The organism is Marinomonas sp. 63XJN7_7_ISO-PGPR-S23-202, from assembly GCF_056173505.1.
Window position 1 is genome coordinate 1,483,556 of sequence record NZ_CM149677.1, and the last position, 20,080, is coordinate 1,503,635.

Consider the following 20,080-nt stretch of genomic DNA (forward strand, 5'->3'; position numbering starts at 1 on the left):
CGGTCTTCGTTCATACTGTATTTCTCAATTTTCTGCTATTAAACAGGGATAAATCGACTTTTTTGGCCTTCTAGACGGGCTTATATATAAAAAAATGAAATAAGAAAAAATAAAGAATGTGTTGTTTTTAATACGATGTGTTCGATTTATAATCCATCAAAGACCTATTTTTTCTATGGGGCTTACAAGAATATGACGATGAATCAATTTCATCATCGTCCCCTAAAAGTATCCCCAAAAAATCGGCTAAGTTAGGAAAAACGATCTCTTAATGAGTAGTAGAGCATGCCAGCGACCTGTCCTGGCCAGCGTAGCAGGGTGCCACCAGGAAAGTTGGCGCAAGGGACGCTTGAGAACACGTCAAAGCGCTCAGCAGTGCCACTAACGGCTTCGGCCATTAGCTTGCCTGTGAGTGTTGCCAGAGCGACACCGTGACCGGAATAGCCTTGGGCGATAAACACATTTTTCTCTTGGTGGGCTAAGTGGGGCATGCGATTTAAGGTAATGGCCAATGTGCCTCCCCAACTAAAGTCAATCTTGGTGTTGGCCAATTCAGGATACACTTCAAGCATGTGCTTTTTGACAAAGCTGGCAATGTCCTTCGGAAAGCGCGAGCGATAATTTTCTCCGCCTCCCCATAACAGTCTTTTATCCGCTGAGAGTCGAAAATAATTCACCACAAACTTGGAGTCGGCAATGGCGTAATCCTGAGGGTTAATTCTATTATAAACAGCTTCTGGGAGCGGCTCGGTGGCCAGAATAAAGTTATTGATCGGCATGATTTTTTTCGCCGCTTGAGGATGAAGTTTGCCAAGATAACCATTACAAGCGAACAATAAGTAATTGGCTTTTACCGAACCTTTTGGAGTTTGTATATGGGGCTGGTTTCCATCTTGATAGTGAATAACCTTGGACATCTCAAACAACTGTACACCGCTTTCTTTGGCGGCTTTGGCAAGTCCAAGGGCAAAGTTATAAGGATGGATGTGGGCGCCATCTTCGTACAATTCACCGCCATGAAAGTGAGACGTGCCAAGAGCCGCAGAAACATCTTGTTTGGTGAGGTAATGAACTTTTTGGTAGCCAAGAAGGTCTCTCTTGTAATCAACGGCCTGTTGGATGTCTTCCACATGAGAAGCCTTGGCAGCGACATGCAGCACCCCAGATTTTAAGTCACAGTCAATTTGATGTTGATGAATCAAATGCTTCACTAGCTCGACGGATTCAACGGACATCTCCCATAATAAATCGGCGTGGTGTTTACCTACTTTTTGGCTTAACGCTGCGTGGCTCATATTATGGCCTTGACATAATTGACCGCCATTGCGGCCAGATGCTCCTGAGCCAATGCGGTGGGCTTCGAGTAAGGTGACTCGGTAACCTTTTTCCGATAAATGCAAGGCGGCAGACAAGCCTGTGTACCCACCACCAACAATGCAAACATCCGTTTCATGGTCGCCCTGTAAGCTAGGAAAACGAATGCTTTGATTGGCTGTATTGGCGTAGTACGATGCTTCAAAGCCTTGATTTTTCATGGAAAGAGCCTCCTAGATGGTCGTCTCGTAAAGATAGTAAGCTATCCTAACGTAGAAAGAACAATGCGTTGATCATTTTTTAGTGATATTTTTGCTTAAAAGGGACAATATCAAACAAGGTACTGGTTAACTTTATTAGCACAAACAAAAAGGTGATGTATGGGGATCCTAGAGGATTTTCTTAAAACGCATTCGATTACAGAAATAGAGTCCACTCTGCCAGATATGACAGGGAATGCACGAGGTAAATTTTATCCGACTCGGAAGTTTTTATCTGAACAGGGGGGACGGCTGCCCGAAACCGTGCTGGTGCAAAGTGTTACAGGGGATTGGGCCTACAATCACTACGATATTGTTGATGCCCGCGATCAAGATATGATTCTCGTGCCGGATACCAATACACTGCGTATTGTACCTTGGGCGGACGAGCCAACGGCTCAATTGATTAATGATTGCTTTGACACCGATGGTAATCCACATCCTCTGTCCAGCCGGACGATTTTACGACATGTGCTGTCTTTGTTCGAAGCGGAAGGGTTACGTCCGGTTGTGGCACCTGAAATGGAATTTTATTTGGTGCAAAAACAAAATGATCCAGATTATGAGTTGAAGCCTGCGGCGGGGCGTTCTGGTCGTCGCGAAACGGCTCGTCGTTCTTACAGTATTGATGCGGTCAATGAATTTAACCCGGTAATTGATACTCTATATGCCTACTGTGAGGCTCAGGATCTGGATGTGGATACCTTGATCCATGAATCGGGTGCGGCGCAGATGGAGATCAACTTTTTGCATGGCGATCCATTGGATTTAGCCGATCAGGTTTTCGTATTTAAGCGGACTATGCGTGAAACAGCTATTAAGCATGATATACACGCCACTTTTATGGCTAAGCCTATGCAGAATGAACCGGGCAGTGCCATGCATATCCACCAAAGTCTTATTGATATAAAAACCGGGAAAAATATCTTTAATGACAATGGTCAATACAGCGAAGCCTTCTATTACTACTTAGGTGGTTTACAGAAATACACCCCGAATGCAATTAGCTTCTTTGCTCCAAATGTCAATTCTTATCGTCGCTTTGCGCCAGAAATGGCCGCGCCAGTGAATATGAAATGGGGAGTGGATGACAGAACGGCTGGCTTACGTATTCCCGTGTCGTCTCCAGAAGCTTACCGCATCGAGAACCGTTTTCCAGGATCCGATTGCAACCCATACCTTGCCATTGCAACCAGTTTAGCCTGCGGTTATTTGGGATTAAAAGAGAAATTGCGTCCCACTGAGCCTTCTAATGCGAAGTCTGCTCAGGAAACGGGGGAGGTGGATTTGGCAAGAACGTTAGAAGAAGCCTTGCGTTTGCTAGAAGATTGCCCGGAAATTTGTGAAATCATGGGGCAAAAGTTCGTTGATGCTTATATTGGGGTGAAACGGTCTGAATTTGAAACCTTTAATAAGGTGATTAGTTCCTGGGAGCGTGAGCATCTACTGTTGAACGTGTAACCCATTGTCATGCTGCTAGGGTGCCATATCTATAGGGTAGGGCGGGCAGGGCGAGATCCGAACATCGATTGGTTACAAAGCTCAGTGCTATGCTGGGCTTTTTTGTATTGCTTCTCGCCTTGGTATGACAAATGATATTCTGCGGCGTTTTGGTGAAATTTCTTTGTTGAAAAAGATACTATTTCGTTAGGGGATGGTTTCGCTCTGTGGCAGAATACCGACCTTGTACTATAAATCCTCTCCTATGGGGGCATGACTAGGCGTCAATTTCCAATAAATGCATCGCCTCATGTTTCCCTAATGATCTGGTTGTTTAAAAGACAACCGTGACGCGCTAAAAAGCATGTTAGATACAGAACCGCTGTTATCTGGAGAGTTGGCTTGTGTTCAATGAAACACGGCGCTATAGCAGGGGGATTCCCTTGTTTTCATGTATGGTTTTACGTGTTTGTTGAAGGAGTTGTCGGCGCCTATGATTCGCCCTCTATTAGTTCTAAGATTGCTAACCATGCCATGCTTATGGATGGGATTGGTTCAGTTAGTCTTTGGTGAATTGTCTTTTATGCTTTTTAAAGATAACGTGGCGAGTAATTTTACCTTGCCAGCTTCTATCACAATAAGCATCTCTTTGATCATCCTGATTGGCTTTAAAAAATACCCCCTTCCATCGGTGACGAATCGTGAAGCCATGTTATTTGCGACCTTGACTTGGGTCGCTGTGGGTATGCTCGGGGCTATCCCCATTGTCACGATTGCTCACGTGTCTTTCACCGATGGGGTATTTGAGTCCATTAGTGGATTAACCACGACAGGGGCGACGGTTTTATCGGGTTTGGATAGTATGCCGAAGACGTTTTTGATGTATCGTCAGTTTTTGCAGTGGATGGGTGGCTTAGGCGTGGTTATTTTTGTGGTCGCCATCTTGCCAATGCTGAATATCGGTGGGATGCGACTGTTAAAAGCCGAAACGCCAGGGCCTATTAAAGACGATAAACTCTCACCGCGTGTCGCTAATACCACCCATTATCTGTGGTTAGTCTATGTCACGATTACGGCCTTATGTGCGCTATGTTACTACTTGGCTGGCATGTCTGCGTTTGATGCGATAGCCCACAGCTTCTCTACCGTCTCCACCGGGGGGTTCTCAACCCACGACGCCAGCATGGGGTATTTTCATAGTGATTTGATACTATGGATTTGTAATGTCTTTATGGTCCTTGGGGCAACGAATTTTGCTTTGCACTATCGTGTGTATTTGGCCAATAACATTAAGCTCTATTGGAAAGATGAGGAGATGCGCAGCTTCTTGATCATCATTTTTGTTATCTCTGCGATTTTGGCGATTTATCTTTATCATAATGGCAATGAGCACAGTTTTTGGCAGTCTCTGACGGAATCTTTTTTCCACATCATTTCGTTTATTACCAGTACGGGATTTGCTGCGACGGACTTGAGCAAATGGCCCGTTGTCACCGCAGTGATCTTGATTTTTGTGGGGTATATTGGGGGCTGTGCGGGATCCACCGCAGGTGGCAACAAGGTGATTCGTAATATTATTGCTCTGAAATCAGTGGTCTTAGAAATTAAGCGCTTAGTGCACCCCAATGGTGTGTTTACCATGAAATTTCAACGCCGCACCATCAGCGGTGAAGTGCGCCATGCGGTGATGGCGTTTATGTGTTTGGCGGCGCTGACGACCATTATTTTTACGATCCTTCTGATGTTCACCGGCCTGAGTTTTATGGCGGCGTTAAGTGCGACGGCAGCCTGTTTAAACGTGTTGGGTCCAGGCTTTGCGGAACTGGGTAATAACTTTGCGCCATTGAGTGATGTGGCGACTTGGTTAATGAGTGCCGCAATGATCCTAGGTCGTCTTGAGTACTTCACTGTGTTGGTGTTGTTCTTCCCCGTACTTTGGAGACAATAGCTTGGCGGCAGTAATGCTGAGTCGTTTTACACAATGAGAGGCATCACTTTCTAGTCATTAGATAGTTTTTGTTCTTCTGTATGGTCCGCATGAAAAGACGAGGCAAATATTCTTGGCTCGTCTTTTTTGGGTAGGTGAATCAAGGTGAGTCCTAACTGTCGTGCCAAAGAAACGGCCAGCGTGCTGGGTGAGGCGAGATGAATCAAGGTGGACAGTGTGGCTCTGACGGCTTTTTGAATCAACTCGGTGCTACAGCGGCTGGACATCACCACACTGTGATTGTGGAGTGGGATGTTGTGATGAATCACGTAGCCAATGATTTTATCTAGGGCATTATGTCGGCCAATATCTTCGAGACAAATAATGGGATGACCTTCTGGAGAGAGCAACATGGCGGCATGGATGGCACCGCTTTTTTTGCCTAAATCCTGATGGGCAAACAGCATCTCTCTTAGTGTCTTCAGGATATGAGTGGGTAAGGTTTGGCTTGCGGGTAAAGGCTTGAGTATCGGCAGTGCTTGCTCTAGGGAATCTTTACCGCATAGACCGCACCCTGTAGCGCCTAAATGGGCTTGCTTGTGTTGTTTAAAATGGGCAAATTGTCTTGGGCTGATATCCAGATTAAGGGCTAATCCTGGGATATCAAGATGGGCTATAGTGGTTTCCTCTAGCTGAATATCTCTCACATCCTGCTTACCATTAATGATGCCTTCACTAAAGGCAAACCCTATTGCAAAATCATCTAGGTGGTTTGGGGTGACCATCATCACCGCATGAGTGATTTGATTAATACTGACTGCTAATGGTATTTCCTCAACAAGTTGGGTTTGTTCTTCGTATCGCAGTGAATCGCGTCTGGCGAAATAACAGTGTCGTGTGCTTGTTAAAGAAAAAAGAGTCATGCCCTAAACCTAAGGTGAATGTTTTATGGTAAGTCCTTTGTTCGCCGTCTAGTGCGAAGACACCATCTTAATCATTCCGTTCTGTTGCGTCTATCAAGGCGCTTCTCCTAGGGCTTTTATATCGTTTTAATAAACCTCTTTGTTTTCCCTATAATGGGGGTAAACCGCGCTGGTTTTCATTCCCTCAATGGTTGATACAAGCCGAAAGGCATTATGTTGATTTTGATCGTGATACAGTGACTGTTGTGGATTTTTTTTGCCTCAGGGATTTCCTTAGTGTTTATAATGCCGTATTCTCGGCTCTATTTTAATGGTCAAGCCTATTGTTTTTCTTACCAAATGAAGCGACTACTGCAAATGCAGACATAGACAGAGGTGTGGGTATAGAAAGTGAAAATTGTTATTGAGTCCCTGAAAATTGTTTTTTCATTGTCCGTCACACGTGTTAATAAAGAGCATCATGTTGGAGTGATGGCTCGCTTCATTTGCTTTTATAAGTAATTGTTAGTACTCGTATCTTTTGATACGGGAGCTGTGAGGGTTCTTGATAGAACCGCTTTTGTTGTTTTAATGAGTTTGTTTTATGTCTTTTAAAAATCGCCTTTCTGGCTGGATGCCATCAGGACCAAAAGCTTGGCTTATTGTGATCTTGGGTGTGTTTATTTTACTGATGTGTGTTTATCAAATATTGGTTGAGCCTCGCTCAGACACTGATCCAAATACTTACACTTTACCCAATAAAAAAGCCATTGATGTGTCGGGTAAAGAGTTATCCCCGTCGACATTCCATGATTCAGCGACAGGTGACGACAGTGTGGATCCTGTGCAACAAGTCGCCAAGCCACAAGCGGTCCCCCATGTGGTTGACCATGTTATTAAGTCAGGTGAAACCCTAGATGGCATTTTTCAGCAGCTTGGTTTTTCGCGTCAAGATATGTATGCCATTTTGGAAGCCGATGAAGAGTATTTGGTATTAGATCCATTAATTCCGGGGGATACCCTAATCTTTACCGCGGATGAGGACGGTAAGTTACAGAGCTTGTCTCGTCGTTTAGACCCGAGTAAAAGTATCGCCTACGTGCGTCATGATGGCGGCGGCTTTACTTATAAAGAATATACTAAGCCGATAAATTACGTTCAAGAAGCAGAACACGGCACTATTAACGGCAGCTTCTATTTGTCCGCTAAAAAGCTGGGTCTCTCCGATGCCAATATCGTGATTGTGCGAGATTTATTCAAAGGGCGTTTTAACTTTAGAAGAGATCTCCGAGCCGGCGATGCTTTTGATGTGGTGGTAAAAAAAGGCGATGTTGATGGTAAGCCAGTGGGCAGCGATCAGTTGGAAGCTATGCAGATTACTGTGAAAGGCCATACTTATCGCGCTTTCTTGTATTCTGATGGGCGCTATTACGATGCCCATGGCAATAGTTTAACGCCAGCACTTTTACGTTGGCCGACAAAAATCCACTATCGCGTGACGTCGCCATTTAATCCACACCGTCGTCATCCAATAACAGGGCGCTTAGCTCCCCATAATGGCACCGATTTAGGGGCACCTACTGGAACGAAGGTGCTTGCAACAGGGGATGGCGTGGTGACACGAGTTGCTTACCAGAAATACGCGGGTAAATATTTAGACATCAATAATATTGGTATCTACAGCACTCGCTTTTTGCATTTAAGCAAAATATTGGTGAAAAAAGGGCAGCATGTGAAACGTGGTCAGGTGATTGCGTTGTCGGGTAATACAGGACGAACAACGGGCCCTCATTTACATTATGAACTGCACGTTAACGGTAAACCTGTTGATCCAATGAAAGCAAAAATTCCGACTTTGCAGTCGATTCCAAAGTCGAAAATGAAAGAGTTTAAGGAACACGTTAAACGCTGGACTGCCATGATGAATCAACAACCTTATTAGTTTATGGGTGAGTGTTATTCAAAAGAGATATTTAAAAAAACGGTACTGTTAAGTGCCGTTTTTTAGGTTTAGGCGTATGGAGAAAGAGAACAGACGGAAAAAGAGCGTAAAGGATCAGAAACATGACAAAAAAATGGCCCTAAATTGGGCCATTTTTAATAATAGGGGGGATCAGCGAGACTTAGAATTTACTCTGCCGCACTGTGTTTTCGTGCACGAATATCAGACTGTGCGCTACGGTAAAACTTACCTTGTGGTTTCGATTTACTGAAACTGTCATCATCATTGTCTTCAGATAGCATCAGCATAAAGTTGGCAACACGACTTTCGTCTAGTCGATTTTCTTTTATTGCTTTCGCAATAGCACAGCCTGGCTCACCTTGGTGATGGCAGTCGCTAAAACGGCATTCTTCAGCCAGCGCGAGAATATCGGCGTAGCTTTCGATTTTGCTGCTGTTATATTGTGCTGTTTGTAGGTCACGTAAACCTTGGGTATCCAAAAGAATGGCACCATGAGGTAAGGTTTGTAGCGCTTTAGAAGCCCCAATTTCGACACTTTGTACTTCACTATTGACCGATTTTAATGTGTTGATTAAAGCCGATTTACCAGCGCCTTCGCCACCAAGCAGGGCAATGGTTTTGCCTTGTTTAAGGGCAGGTGCCAAGCAAGAAAGGCTGTCGCTGTCTAATGCATTTACCGTTTCGACAATCAACAAAGGATCCAGTCGTTCAATAAGAGCACGCTTTTCGCTGGCGTCGTCACAGGCATCGACTTTGGTCAAAACCACTACCGCATCGGCCTGAGCTTCATGGGTGAGTTCTAAGTAGCGTTTGATAAGAGGCAGGTTAATATCTTGATCTAACGGACTCACAATGAAAACGGTATCGACATTGGCCGCGTTATCTTCAAAAGATGAGCTGCGATCCAGGCGTCGTAAGAAGTTTCCATTGGCGTCGGTAATCACCCAATCGCCGATCACCATTTCAGGTAAATCGTCATGGCGATCAAGCTGGAACAATCCTGACTCACCAATCAATTCGTAATGATTCGTTTGACAAGAACAAATACGTGCAATCTGGTTCGACTCTAAGTCATCCAATGACAGCTGTTGTTGAAAATAAGGTTGCCAGCCTAAAGTCAATAAGGTGAACGTGGTATCCATTTGGTATTACCCTAAGCGTTTAACGCAAAAATTTAATTTGGAGCACAGTACATAAGAACACAATTTACTGGGTGAATCTTGTGCAAAAGGCTAATCAAAATACATCATTTCAGGCAATAAGCGCCATTATGATGTTTGTGAGATTAGCACAGGGTTGTTATAGGGAAAATAGGTATCTAGGAAAGTTTTGTAGTATTTGGTGTGCTTTTTAAAGGGGTTTTTTCAATGGCCTATAAGGGCATCGTTATGAGTATGATTTTATTAATAAAAAAGAAGTTTGCTGTTGGTTAACAGACAAACTTCTTAATGAAATTAAATAAAAATGCTGTCTTAAATCAGCGAGTTAATCTACTTGGAACCTGTTGTGTAATGCAATGTATGTTACCTCCCCCAAGTAATACTTCTCTTGCCGGTATGCCAATGAGCTGATAATCGGGAAAGGCTTCCGTTAGAATCTTTTTGGCTTTTGCATCGTTATTTTCATCTAGCAAAGGAAAGATGACCGCATGATTAGTAATTAAAAAGTTGGCGTAGGAACCGCCCAAACGCTCACCCGCTTTGCGTGCCATACCGTCGCTTTGCATTGTGACAGTGGTGTCTGGTGTGTGCTTTAACCCTTTGCTTTCTGTCTCACTCATATAAAGCGGGCCTGGCAGCGGCAGTTTAATAATCTCTATGGAACGACCTTTGGCGTCTTTGCTCTGGCTCAGTACCTCATAAGCGGTGTGGCTAATGGCATACTGTGGGTCGTTTTTGTCTTCACACCAAGTCAGTGCGACGACACCAGGACGTATCACATGCAATAGATTATCAATATGCCCATTGGTTTCGTCGTTAAATAAACCATTCTTAAGCCAGATAACTTTTTCAATGTTCAAATAATCGGCTAAATAGGCTTCGATATCTTGTTTACTTAACTCTGGGTTACGACTGGGGTGTAGTAGACACTCTTCCGTAGTATAAAGTGTCCCTTCACCATCACAATGGATGGAACCACCTTCGAGAATGAAAGGTGCTTGATAGTAATCGTCGCCTGTAATTGCCGCCATTTGTGGGGCGATGGCATCGTCCAAGTCCCAAGGCGTATACAAGCCGTCTAGGTCGCCCCCCCATGCGTTAAAATGCCAACTGACGCCACGACGTTCACCTTGATCGTTTACCACGTAGGTTGCGCCAATATCACGCATCCAGCAATCATCGTACGGTATTTCAATGACACGAATGGCATCCCCTAATGCTTGATGGGCGGTAATAACATGTGACGCTGGTGCCAGTACGGTAACGGGAGTGGTTTGGGCGATGGCTTTGGCTATGGCGGTAAAGGTTTCTTGAGCAGGCAGACCTGACTCGCGCCAATTGTCTTCGCGTATGGGCCAAGCGAGCCAAACTTGATCCTGTGGTTCGTGTTCGCCCGGCATGCGAAAGCCGTCCTGTTTCGGTGTGGAGTTCAGCAACTTACTCATTGTTCGTCCCAGTCTGTTGGTCTGTTTTTATTGTATCCTAATGATCGTGTCATTGAGTCATGTATTACGAAAGTACCGCATTTTATCCCGCCTATCAAACACCTTAAATAAGGTATTTGATAGGGTCAAATATCTAACAAAGAGCGGTTAGGATTTAGCGGGTGTGACACCATCTAAGGTTTGAATGGTTTGATAAAGTGAAGGGCGACGATCTCGATAGAGTCCCCATGCTTGGCGTTGGAAAGCTAGATGGTCTAGGTCAAACTCATGCACCAATACGTCTTCCGAAGTACGATCCGCCTCCGCTACTTTTGCCCCTGTCTCGTCGGTAATGAAAGAAGAACCAAAGAAGGTTAATGACAAGTCACGGTATTTCGCGGTTTCCGTGCCAATTCGGTTAGAGGCAATAACGGGTGTTTGGTTGGCGGCAGCATGGCCTTGCATCACTTGTTGCCAATGGGGCTTGCTGTCTAGTTCTGGCTGGCTTGGTTCACTGCCAATTGCCGTTGGGAAGAACAAGAGTTCAGCGCCTTGTAGCGCCATGCAACGGGCGGTTTCAGGAAACCATTGATCCCAGCAAATGCCCACGCCGATTTTGGCATAGCGTGTGTTCCACACTTTAAAGCCTGTATCACCAGGACTAAAGTAGTATTTTTCTAAGTAACCATCGCTGTCTGGAATATGGGTTTTGCGATATGTCCCCATTAGACTGCCGTCAGCATCGATCATGGCGACGGTGTTGTAGCGCACGTTGCCCGCTTTTTCGAACCAGCTAAAAGGCAAGACCACTTCAAGCTCTTTGGCGAGCGCTGAAAAGCGCTTAAAAGTGGTATTTTCTTCAAGCGTCGTGGCGAGAGCATGAAAAGACTCACTGATCTCGATGCAAAAGTAAGGGGTTTCGAAAAGTTCTTGCAGCAAAATGATTTGAGCGCCTTGTTGCGCTGCTTGTCTGACTAGGGCTTCAGCTTTATTTAGGTTCTCTTCAATGTTCCAAGAGCACGCCATCTGAGTGGCGGCAACGGTTACTTTTCTCATAACATTTCTCTTACAAGTTTTAGGAATGATGGCTCATATCGCTTAATTAAATGGCTAGCGTATTGCCAAATAGCGATTTATAACACGACTGTCTAGTAATTTTGTATAACGATAACTCAGATGCTTAGCAAATTCAGTGGGAATTCGCTAAGCGGTAGAATCTACTATGATTAAACTGACTAGCTATACCCATGTTAGGGTATAGACTTTCCCGTTGGGCTACATTCAAATAGCGCTACTTTGACGGTTTTAATGTGTTTTGTGTGAGGCTATCTATGACTGTGTCCGACCAAGAAAATCTGTTACATACCAGTTCATATTATGCGGCATCGGCAAATGATAAGTCTATGCGTAGTGAACTGATCGGCGAACAGTCTTGTGATGTGTGTATTGTTGGCGCTGGATTCACTGGTATTTCAACGGCATTGCACCTTGCTGAGCAGGGTCTTAAGGTCATTGTTATCGAAGGAAGCCGAATTGGCTTTGGGGCGTCTGGCCGAAACGGCGGCCAGCTTGTAAATAGTTACAGTCGAGATATTGATTTTATCAAGCATCACTATGGTGAGGTGGTTGGCGAGCAAATGGCGGCGATGGCCTTTGAAGGTCAGCGAATTATTCGTGAGCGAGTGGCCACTTATCAGATTGATTGTGATCTAAAAGAGGGGGCTATTTTTGCCGCCTGTAATGATAAACAGTTTAATGAGCTGAAAGAGAAAAAAGCGCTCTGGGAAGCCCATGGCCATGATCAACTGACGTTATTGTCTTCGAGCAGTATCCAAGAGCACATCGGCAGTGGCCGTTATGCCGGTGGGTTATTAGACCATTGGGGAGGGCATGTGCATCCGCTTAATCTGGTGTTAGGCGAGGCCAAGGCCTTTGAATCTTTAGGCGGCGTGATTTACGAAGCGTCTGAGGTGACAAAGGTGACCGAAGGCGAGATATGTCAGGTAACGACGGCAAAGGGGACGGTTAGTGCCAAGCAGGTGGTTGTGGCGGGCAATGCTTATTTAACGGGCATCCTGCCTGATGTTGAGAAAAAAGCCATGCCTTGTGGTACTCAAGTCATTGCGACCGAACCGCTGACGCCTGAGCAACAGAAAGCTATTTTACCGAGCGATCATTGTGTGGAGGATTGTAACTATTTACTGGATTACTATCGGTTATCTGGGGATGGTCGACTAATTTACGGTGGTGGTACCACCTACGGTGCTCGGGAGCCTGATAGGGTAGAATCTTTAATTGTACCAAAAATGCTTAAGACCTTTCCTGCTCTACAAGGAGTGAACATAGATTATGCTTGGACAGGGAACTTTTTATTAACGTTAAGGCGTTTGCCACAGGTCGGCCGTATTGGTAAAAACCTTTATTATGCACAAGGTTATAGTGGACACGGCGTGACCAGCACACACCTTATGGGGAAAGTGTTGGCGGACGCACTGCAAGGTGATACAGAACGTTTTGATGTGTTTGCGGGGTTACCACAGTATCCTTTCCCTGGTGGTCGGGTGTTGCGTGTTCCTTATACTGCCCTCGGAGCGGCTTATTACGCCTTTCGAGATAAACTAGGTATTTAAAAGGGGGTTGTATGAAAATAGGTATTCTTGCGACAGGTATTACCTCTGACGCTTTGTTACCAAAATTTGGCTCATATTCAGAGATGTTTGTGACGCTATTAAAAGAGCAGGATGCCTCCTTTGAGTTTGAGACATTTGATGTGCGTGACGATGTTTTCCCCGAATCAGCAAGCCAATGCGATGCTTGGCTTATTACGGGGTCTAAATCGAATGTTGATGAGCGTCTTCCTTGGATGCTGAGATTAAACGATCTGATTCGCGACATTGACGCCAACAAGCAGCCTTTGGTTGGCATTTGCTTTGGTCATCAAATCATTGCTGACGCTTTGGGTGGTGATGTTGCGCGGTTTGAAGGCGGTTGGGGCGTTGGTATCCATCGTTATCAACGGGTCGGTCATGATGCTTATATCCCTGATCATGTCACCTCTTTTGCAATCTGTGCTATGCACCAGTATCAAGTGGTCAATAAGCCTGAGCTGGCTCGTGTTTTTGCCAAATCGGATTTTTGTGAATACGCGGGATTGCTCTACGACGATCACATTTTTACCTTGCAAGGGCACCCTGAATTCAATAAAACCTACGAGCTTGCTTTGATCGATATGCTAAAGGCAAATCCAATCCCAGAAGACGTGTCTGAGCAAGGCTTGGAAAGTGTCGAGCGAGAAACACTGGATGCACCTGCGGTACTGAAATGGATTGCTGACTTTATCAAACAAGGACAGCGCACCTAAACGAATACTCTCTTCCCCACCAGATGGTTGACTCTACTCTCTGGTGGGGCTTCTGAATTGACCCACTCTTTCTCTTCCATGGTTTCTGTGAATGCTATTATCCTAAACCGCTCATTGTCACGAGTGGGCCGATTCTGATTCGACCACTTGGTCACATTATTTGCGTCTTTACATTTCGTCGACGGAAACTGTTACTCATCGGTATTGTAAAAAGTACCTTTTATTGGGTGAAAAAAGTGACCGTTAAATTTCTTTTTAAGTTAAAAATTCATTTAAAATCAATTGTTTAATGAGTTTTTTAAAGATTGGCACAGCCTTCGCAATACTCTTCATCGAAAGCGATAAACAAGCAATGTTATTTGTGTCTGGTGTTAAACATAGGTTTCACCCGTTTTAACCCTGCTTTTGCAAATGCGTTGGTACTTGTTTTTTTAGATTACTTTTTTGGATAACTAAATCGAGAAATGGAGAGAACAATGAATATGAAACGTACATTATTGCAAGGTGCCTTTATTGTGATGACAGCGGCAACATTGGCTGCCTGTCAAGAATCTAGCGATGGTGACAACGCAAAAGCGGCGGATCAGTCCCCATCGACTGAACAACAGTCTTTAAACAATGGTGGCTCGTCAACAGACTCATCTACTTCTATTAACTCTATTCCTGCTGCACCAGCAGCCAATGGCTCGACTTCTGGCGGTTCAACAGGTTCATCCAGTACGACGAACTAATAAGGTGAAAGCCGTCAGGGGCATAAGCTCTTTCCTTATGAAAGAGCTTTTTTTTTAAACTCGTCTAAACTTAGCCTACAAGGAGTTCTAATGAGCATTAAGCGTATTTTAATTCAAGGTGCACTCGTCGCAGTCACGGCCATGTCTGTAACAGCCTGCAGCGATGATCATGATAGTGTATCAAAAAATGATTCTGCAACGACCGACAATAAAGTAGAGCAAACCATCGATAAAGCCAGTGACCAGCTGAAAAAAACGGGTGATGCCATAAGCGATAAAGCGCATGAGGCGGGAGAGGCGATTGATGATAAGGCAACCGATGCCGGGAATGCTGTCGAAGATGCTTGTGAAAAAGCAAAAGAAAGTATGAATGCCAAAGATTCTGATTGCTAGGAGGTAATTTGGTTAAGACTGCCCCCCAGTATCGTGATGGCTGGGGGAGCTCATCATAAGAGTAGATCCATCATGCTCATGCTATAATATGAGGTTGTGTTACATACATTTATCCAGTAAAAAGAACGATAAAACGATTAAGGAGAGTGTGATTGTTTAAGCCAAATTATTATTTGCTTATCACGGCCGTATTTGCTCTTTTGTGTATTCTTACCAATAACATGTATTTTAAATTAGTTTGGGCTTGGTTTGCCCTTTCGTTTTTCTGTGTCAGTCTTGCCTACCTTCTCAATAAACCAGCCATCTTTCGAAAGCGCTCCGACGGAACCGTTCCTATTTATATTCGCTGGATTTTTTTACCTTTTTTATGGAGTACTCAGCTTTATAATAGTTGGGCGCGCAACAACGATCCTGTGCCTGCACTGCAAAAAATCGATGAAGGCTTGTATTTAGCAAGACGCCTTTTTCCCTCTGATGTTCATGATATTAAACACGAAAACATTGGCGCTGTTCTTGATGTGACCGCAGAGTTTAGTTCACTTAATTGGGTAACCTATCACGACGACATGGATTACCTGAATATTCCCATTTTAGATCATTCAGTACCGTCGGATTTACAGATCCAGCGAGCCTTAAACTGGATTCATACCCATCGTAAAAATGATCGCTCCGTCGTGATTCATTGCGCCCTGGGGCGTGGGCGCTCCGTATTTATGTTGGCGGCGTATTTGTTAAGTCAAAATGAGGATATGTCTCCTGACACTGCCATGCAAAAAATTCGTGCGATTCGTCAAACGGCACGTCTGAATAAGCGTCAGTTTAAACGATTAAAACGTTCCTATAATCAAAAACAATTGAAAGTTCACAACACGGCTTGGTTGATTGCCAATCCAGTGGCGGGACGGCGTGAGTGGGAAGAAAAAAAGAGTGATATTCTCCGCTATTTGTCTGCTTATTATGATCTAACGGTGAAAACGACGACGCCTGAGGTGAATGGTACGGCTTTGGCAAAAGAAGCCATTCAATCCTCGCCTGATTTAGTCATCGCTTGTGGGGGGGATGGAACGGTGACCGAAGTCGCGAGTGCACTGGTTGGCACGCCGATTAAACTGGGCATTATTCCACTAGGAACGGCGAATGCCTTCAATCAGGTATTGTGTGGAACCTTGTCCAAGGTGGCGCCTCTTGAGACAGTCTGTCTGAATTTAATTGAAGGTTGCGAGCTGCGTGTCGATACTGCAACCTGTAATGATGAACTCATGCTGTTGTTAGCAGGCGTGGGCTTTGAGCAGCAAATGATTGAGAAAGCGGATCGTACTAAAAAGAACACCAGTGGACAATTTGCTTATTTACAAGGGCTCTGGGAGGCAATTGGCCAAAATGAAATCCATGACTTTTCTGTCACCCTTAATGATGACGAGCCCTTTGTGATTCGCACGCCAAGTTTAACCATTGCCAATGCTGCTCCGGTTACCACCTTGTTGGCACAAGGAAAAGGGTTGCCCAATATCATGGATGGCGAGCTAGATTTAACCTGGTTGGACCCTGAGCGGACACAGATTCTTAATTTGGCTGAACTGGCGCTCCTTGGTTTAGGGGATCGCCATGAAAACAGTGCGGCGCAAGAGGACAATAATGGGGTTTTCCACCGTTCGGCGAAGCGGGTTAAAGTTGATATAAGCAGTGTTGGTCGTTATGTGATTGATGGTGAAGAGCGAGAGGCGGATAGTATTGAGATTGTTGTTAATCCACAGTCATTGAGTGTAGTAGTGCCAGAAGATTTAATGCGACAAACAAGCGATTTGCATACAGCTCCCTCGACAGAGAACGCATAAAATGGTGACTAGGGATTTGTCGTTAATATGAATTGAAAACGGCGAGCCTATTATGGCTCGCCATTTTTTTGCTCTATTTCTGTTAAAGCTGAATGGCGTTTTCGTATTTATCTAACTTGTTATAGAGCGTTTTAACGCTGATGCCAAGTTGCTGTGCGGTGTCTGTTTTGTTACCAAGGTTTTGTTTTAGGGTCTGGGTAATGGCTATTTTTTCCAGATCTTCCAGCTTCATGCCTTGTGGTATACAAGCCTCCATTTCTGATGATTTTTTCTGATGGCCTCCATGGAGAACTAAGTCGTCTGCTTCAATCACATCGTCCGACATAATGTAAGCCCGTTCAATCGCATGTTTCAGCTCTCGAACGTTGCCAGGCCATGGATACTGGCGAATTTTTGCTAAGCAGGAATCAGACAGTTGCTTTTGAGTGTTTTCTTGTTTATTGCGATAGGTAAGAAAGTGTTGTGCTAGTCCACAAGCGTCATCGTCCCGCTCCCGAAGTGGGGGCACATCAATGGGAAACTGCGCGAGACGAAAGTATAAATCCTCGCGGAAAACCTCTTCTTCTATGGCTTCTTGTGGTGATCGGTTGGTGGCGGCAATGACTCGAACATCGGCCATTTTAATCGTCTGGCTACCGACCGGTTTGTATTCGCCACTTTCTAATACACGCAGGAGTTTTACCTGGTATTCGTAGGGCATTTCGGTGATTTCATCTAAAAATAATGTTCCGCCCTTGGCTTGTTCAAACACACCGGTGTGGTCTTTATGGGCTCCAGTAAAGGCCCCTTTTACATGGCCAAATAACTCGCTGTCGATCAATTCTGGGCTTAACGCTCCACAGTTTACCGCAATAAAGGGTTGATTAGAGCGTTCACTAAATACATGCAAACTGTTGGCGACAAGCTCTTTACCTGCACCACTTTCACCCACGATGAAGGCATTGGCTTTCGTGACAGCAACTTTGCGAATGGTACGGTACAGACTATGCATCGCGCTGGAAGAGCCGAGTAATAGGCAAAATTGGTCCAAGTAACTGGTGTGGCTCTGCTGACGGTGTGTTTTTACCGACAATTCCTTATAACTTTCTTCGAGTGAGGCATTTATTAGATCGTAATTAAATGGTGCTCGATAATGAAAACCTGCCCCTTTATTCATCAAATTATCGAGCATGGGGTCAGGTTCGCCCTGACTGAAGAATAAAAACTCCACGCTTTGCAGTAATGAACTGCTATCTAGATTAGCGAGAGCTTGGTCTTTAAGACTGTCTATTTCAATAAGAGCGATCTGGCATCCTGATTGAGTCAGTTGCTCCAACCAGGAGTCCGTTTGGTTGCTAATAGACAATTCGAATTGGCGAACGCCAGACAATCCGAGTAGTGCTGAGGCCAATAATGGATCACGTGTGTGCATAAAAAGCTTGGGTGATGGCATATACCTCTCCTTGAAAATGGTAAGGTCGCGAGCCTGTAAAGCTGACATGCGAACCTGTAATTTCTTCCGATTACTGTTGGTAAAATCGTTAGCAAAATATCGCTTAACGATAATATGCGCCCATAGAATCACAGGTTTGGTAAGTTGGCATAGCCTTTGTAAGAGACTTTTCGTAAAACCTAATTGTTATTTGTGTTATTTACACAAAACAAACCATTCTTTGATGGGAGTAACAATGAAAAAGAGTGAAGCGAAAGCCGATGGAAGTCCGTTAATCAGTGATGCGAGCCTAGTGTGGGATATCTTTTCGATCAGTTACGATGGCGGCTATGCGAATGCAAAAGTACAGGGCCGAGTCGCCAATACGGTTGAGCAACATGTGTTTCAAATGGTAGCGAATCAGTATCTTGCGTTATCTGAACGGCTGTTAGGTTGTCTGGGGGAGTTACCCAAAGACAGCGGTAGTATGAACCCAGAAGCTGGCTATATTGGTAAAGCCTATTTATACGTCATTAAGGCATCAGACAAAAACCTTCCTAATCGAATCATGAGCATTAATCGACAGGCACTGAAACGCATCAAGCGTTTAGTGGCCAAACTCAAAGATCGTTTATTTGCGTTGCGTATTAGTGAATTTTTAGCCTGTATCCAAATGACGCTAGATCAGGTGAGTCACCAGCGCCAGCAAGCAGGGCTAGCCTGTGGCTAGCCACAAAAATGCCTAATGCAGGACCATATCTACAGCAATAAGTACGACTAGGACAACAGACAATAAAAATGCCCCTACCGATAGCATTTATATTGCATGACTGTCCTATACCAGATCGCGTGTAGACTAGTTCTGGCTAGATGTCACCACACTGTAATCCAACGCGCCTTTGATTTTGCCATCCTTTTGTGAAGTACCGACATCGAAAGACACTGTGTTTTTGTCACTGAATGGTTTCACCACACTGATAACTTGGCCGTTTATCAAAATCTGGTAACGTTCAGAGTAGGTGACGGTAATGTCTTCAGAGTGCTTCGTATCAAACAAAATACTGTCTTTTAAACGAACGACACGGCTTTCACCTCTGACCCACTGACCAATGAGTGGTTGCGTCATGAAGCTGCCTTTTGGCAAAGAGATATCTGCTTTATGAATGAAGATTTTTAGCATATCCCCTCTTTTGGGCGCGTTTTTACGTTGTTCAACCAAGGTATTTAGGTTTTTTAGCTGAGTAGCCGTTTGCTCGTTGTAGGCAATGATAAGCTGCTCTGCATTCGCAATGCTGCTAGCAGAGTTCAGCGTGCTGATATTGACTTGCGGCTCCTTTGGAGCAATACCTGCTCGAACACGAAGTTCATCATATTGTTTCTTAGCGGTGGTTAATAACGTATCCAGTTTTTCTTTTTGCTCTTTAAACTTTTTTACTTTTGTTACGGTGTTATTGGCTGCTGTTTTTTCTGTCGTCGTCTTGTCTGTTTGTTCTGTTTTAGTCGTCTGCTCGCCTTTGGTGTGTGTCATGTTTTTTAAAAGTGGCGTTGAGCAGGCGCTGAGTAAAAGTGGCAAAATTAATACGCCAGCACGAAGTAGTGACATCGTTTAATCCTGAGATTAGAGTTTAAAATAATGGCTGCTAGTATGCGGTATGCTAGTGCCTATGTCGAGATGCGTAGAAAATTAGGATACGCACCAGTTTTTTTATCAAATTCTTTTCATCCTGTGCACCTGTGTCGATCTGATTGGGTTCGGACAGCCCCCATCTTAAAACACTATTTTTAGTCTGCGGCCCAGTGCAAGGCTTCAATGTCATGACCTTTGTCTAGAATATAGAAAGACCTTGAGTGTATCTGAAATAGAAATGCTTTTACCGTCTAGAAATTGTAATGAAATACGGTAACATATTAATTTGCTAATTTTTTGCACAAACTGCCTGAGTAAAACGCATTGTCAGA

At 44.4% G+C, this 20,080-nt stretch carries 16 protein-coding genes; 9 read left to right on the plus strand and 7 right to left on the minus strand.

Annotated elements, in window-relative coordinates; all coding sequences use genetic code 11:
* Window positions 1-251: 251 nt before the first annotated feature.
* The gene (locus AC0VYG_RS06795; protein WP_475431560.1) at window positions 252-1,535 is read right to left on the minus strand and encodes an NAD(P)/FAD-dependent oxidoreductase; all 1,284 of its coding nucleotides are present in this window, start codon (window positions 1,533-1,535) and stop codon (window positions 252-254) included.
* 159 nt (window positions 1,536-1,694) lie between these two features.
* On the opposite strand from AC0VYG_RS06795, the gene AC0VYG_RS06800 reads away from it, so the two are divergent.
* Complete coding sequence (locus tag AC0VYG_RS06800; RefSeq protein ID WP_475431561.1) at window positions 1,695-3,035, plus strand: glutamine synthetase family protein; 1,341 nt, start codon at window positions 1,695-1,697, stop codon at window positions 3,033-3,035.
* Between the two features lie 472 nt (window positions 3,036-3,507).
* The gene (locus AC0VYG_RS06805) at window positions 3,508-4,962 is read left to right on the plus strand and encodes a TrkH family potassium uptake protein (RefSeq protein WP_475431562.1); all 1,455 of its coding nucleotides are present in this window, start codon (window positions 3,508-3,510) and stop codon (window positions 4,960-4,962) included.
* Window positions 4,963-5,012: 50 nt separating this feature from the next.
* On the opposite strand, the gene fdhD is transcribed toward AC0VYG_RS06805, so the two are convergent.
* On the minus strand, window positions 5,013-5,864 hold the full coding sequence (gene fdhD, locus AC0VYG_RS06810; RefSeq protein ID WP_475431563.1) for a formate dehydrogenase accessory sulfurtransferase FdhD: 852 nt from the start codon (window positions 5,862-5,864) through the stop codon (window positions 5,013-5,015).
* 583 nt (window positions 5,865-6,447) lie between these two features.
* On the opposite strand from fdhD, the gene AC0VYG_RS06815 reads away from it, so the two are divergent.
* Window positions 6,448-7,785 (plus strand): peptidoglycan DD-metalloendopeptidase family protein, encoded by a 1,338-nt coding sequence (locus tag AC0VYG_RS06815; RefSeq protein ID WP_475431564.1) that lies wholly within the window; start codon window positions 6,448-6,450, stop codon window positions 7,783-7,785.
* Between the two features lie 188 nt (window positions 7,786-7,973).
* Here the strand turns inward: AC0VYG_RS06815 and rsgA are convergent, their stop codons facing one another.
* The 3 genes from rsgA to aguB all read right to left on the minus strand — a co-directional run bounded on the left by rsgA (window position 7,974) and on the right by aguB (window position 11,446).
* Window positions 7,974-8,948 carry a GTPase RsgA gene (gene rsgA / locus AC0VYG_RS06820; RefSeq protein WP_475431565.1) on the minus strand — a complete coding sequence of 325 codons (975 nt, stop codon included), beginning with the start codon at window positions 8,946-8,948 and terminating at the stop codon, window positions 7,974-7,976.
* A gap of 335 nt (window positions 8,949-9,283) precedes the next feature.
* Window positions 9,284-10,411 carry an agmatine deiminase gene (gene aguA, locus AC0VYG_RS06825; RefSeq protein ID WP_475431566.1) on the minus strand — a complete coding sequence of 376 codons (1,128 nt, stop codon included), beginning with the start codon at window positions 10,409-10,411 and terminating at the stop codon, window positions 9,284-9,286.
* A 147-nt stretch (window positions 10,412-10,558) separates the two neighbouring features.
* On the minus strand, window positions 10,559-11,446 hold the full coding sequence (gene aguB, locus AC0VYG_RS06830) for an N-carbamoylputrescine amidase (protein WP_475431567.1): 888 nt from the start codon (window positions 11,444-11,446) through the stop codon (window positions 10,559-10,561).
* 275 nt (window positions 11,447-11,721) lie between these two features.
* Here aguB and AC0VYG_RS06835 point away from each other — a divergent pair, with 275 nt between their 5' ends.
* The 5 genes from AC0VYG_RS06835 to AC0VYG_RS06855 all read left to right on the plus strand — a co-directional run bounded on the left by AC0VYG_RS06835 (window position 11,722) and on the right by AC0VYG_RS06855 (window position 16,710).
* Entirely contained in the window at window positions 11,722-13,020 is a 1,299-nt protein-coding gene (locus AC0VYG_RS06835; protein WP_475431568.1) for an NAD(P)/FAD-dependent oxidoreductase, read from the plus strand.
* Between the two features lie 11 nt (window positions 13,021-13,031).
* The gene (locus AC0VYG_RS06840; RefSeq protein WP_475431569.1) at window positions 13,032-13,751 is read left to right on the plus strand and encodes a glutamine amidotransferase-related protein; all 720 of its coding nucleotides are present in this window, start codon (window positions 13,032-13,034) and stop codon (window positions 13,749-13,751) included.
* Between the two features lie 476 nt (window positions 13,752-14,227).
* Window positions 14,228-14,482, plus strand: coding sequence for a hypothetical protein (locus AC0VYG_RS06845; RefSeq protein ID WP_475431570.1), 255 nt, complete (start codon window positions 14,228-14,230; stop codon window positions 14,480-14,482).
* 90 nt (window positions 14,483-14,572) lie between these two features.
* A complete protein-coding gene (locus AC0VYG_RS06850; RefSeq protein ID WP_475431571.1) occupies window positions 14,573-14,875 on the plus strand; it encodes a hypothetical protein in 303 nt (100 codons plus the stop codon).
* Between the two features lie 152 nt (window positions 14,876-15,027).
* Window positions 15,028-16,710 (plus strand): diacylglycerol kinase family protein, encoded by a 1,683-nt coding sequence (locus AC0VYG_RS06855; protein WP_475431572.1) that lies wholly within the window; start codon window positions 15,028-15,030, stop codon window positions 16,708-16,710.
* Between the two features lie 82 nt (window positions 16,711-16,792).
* Here the strand turns inward: AC0VYG_RS06855 and AC0VYG_RS06860 are convergent, their stop codons facing one another.
* Entirely contained in the window at window positions 16,793-18,142 is a 1,350-nt protein-coding gene (locus AC0VYG_RS06860; RefSeq protein ID WP_475431573.1) for a sigma-54 interaction domain-containing protein, read from the minus strand.
* 235 nt (window positions 18,143-18,377) lie between these two features.
* Between AC0VYG_RS06860 and AC0VYG_RS06865 the strand changes: the two genes are divergently transcribed.
* Window positions 18,378-18,851: a hypothetical protein gene (locus tag AC0VYG_RS06865; RefSeq protein WP_475431574.1), complete on the plus strand. Its 474-nt coding sequence runs from the start codon at window positions 18,378-18,380 to the stop codon at window positions 18,849-18,851.
* Window positions 18,852-18,977: 126 nt separating this feature from the next.
* On the opposite strand, the gene AC0VYG_RS06870 is transcribed toward AC0VYG_RS06865, so the two are convergent.
* Window positions 18,978-19,724, minus strand: coding sequence for a hypothetical protein (locus tag AC0VYG_RS06870; RefSeq protein ID WP_475431575.1), 747 nt, complete (start codon window positions 19,722-19,724; stop codon window positions 18,978-18,980).
* Window positions 19,725-20,080: the final 356 nt, after the last annotated feature.

Excerpts from the sequence above, each read along its gene's own strand:
- AC0VYG_RS06815 (WP_475431564.1), top strand. The coding sequence starts at position 6,448 with ATGTCTTTTAAAAATCGCCTTTCTGGCTGGATGCCATCAGGACCAAAA.
- AC0VYG_RS06845 (WP_475431570.1), top strand. The coding sequence starts at position 14,228 with ATGAATATGAAACGTACATTATTGCAAGGTGCCTTTATTGTGATGACA.
- fdhD (WP_475431563.1), bottom strand. The coding sequence starts at position 5,864 with ATGACTCTTTTTTCTTTAACAAGCACACGACACTGTTATTTCGCCAGA.
- AC0VYG_RS06865 (WP_475431574.1), top strand. The coding sequence starts at position 18,378 with ATGAAAAAGAGTGAAGCGAAAGCCGATGGAAGTCCGTTAATCAGTGAT.
- AC0VYG_RS06850 (WP_475431571.1), top strand. The coding sequence starts at position 14,573 with ATGAGCATTAAGCGTATTTTAATTCAAGGTGCACTCGTCGCAGTCACG.
- AC0VYG_RS06835 (WP_475431568.1), top strand. The coding sequence starts at position 11,722 with ATGACTGTGTCCGACCAAGAAAATCTGTTACATACCAGTTCATATTAT.
- AC0VYG_RS06870 (WP_475431575.1), bottom strand. The coding sequence starts at position 19,724 with ATGTCACTACTTCGTGCTGGCGTATTAATTTTGCCACTTTTACTCAGC.
- AC0VYG_RS06840 (WP_475431569.1), top strand. The coding sequence starts at position 13,032 with ATGAAAATAGGTATTCTTGCGACAGGTATTACCTCTGACGCTTTGTTA.
- AC0VYG_RS06800 (WP_475431561.1), top strand. The coding sequence starts at position 1,695 with ATGGGGATCCTAGAGGATTTTCTTAAAACGCATTCGATTACAGAAATA.
- rsgA (WP_475431565.1), bottom strand. The coding sequence starts at position 8,948 with ATGGATACCACGTTCACCTTATTGACTTTAGGCTGGCAACCTTATTTT.
- aguB (WP_475431567.1), bottom strand. The coding sequence starts at position 11,446 with ATGAGAAAAGTAACCGTTGCCGCCACTCAGATGGCGTGCTCTTGGAAC.
- AC0VYG_RS06795 (WP_475431560.1), bottom strand. The coding sequence starts at position 1,535 with ATGAAAAATCAAGGCTTTGAAGCATCGTACTACGCCAATACAGCCAAT.
- aguA (WP_475431566.1), bottom strand. The coding sequence starts at position 10,411 with ATGAGTAAGTTGCTGAACTCCACACCGAAACAGGACGGCTTTCGCATG.
- AC0VYG_RS06805 (WP_475431562.1), top strand. The coding sequence starts at position 3,508 with ATGATTCGCCCTCTATTAGTTCTAAGATTGCTAACCATGCCATGCTTA.
- AC0VYG_RS06860 (WP_475431573.1), bottom strand. The coding sequence starts at position 18,142 with ATGCCATCACCCAAGCTTTTTATGCACACACGTGATCCATTATTGGCC.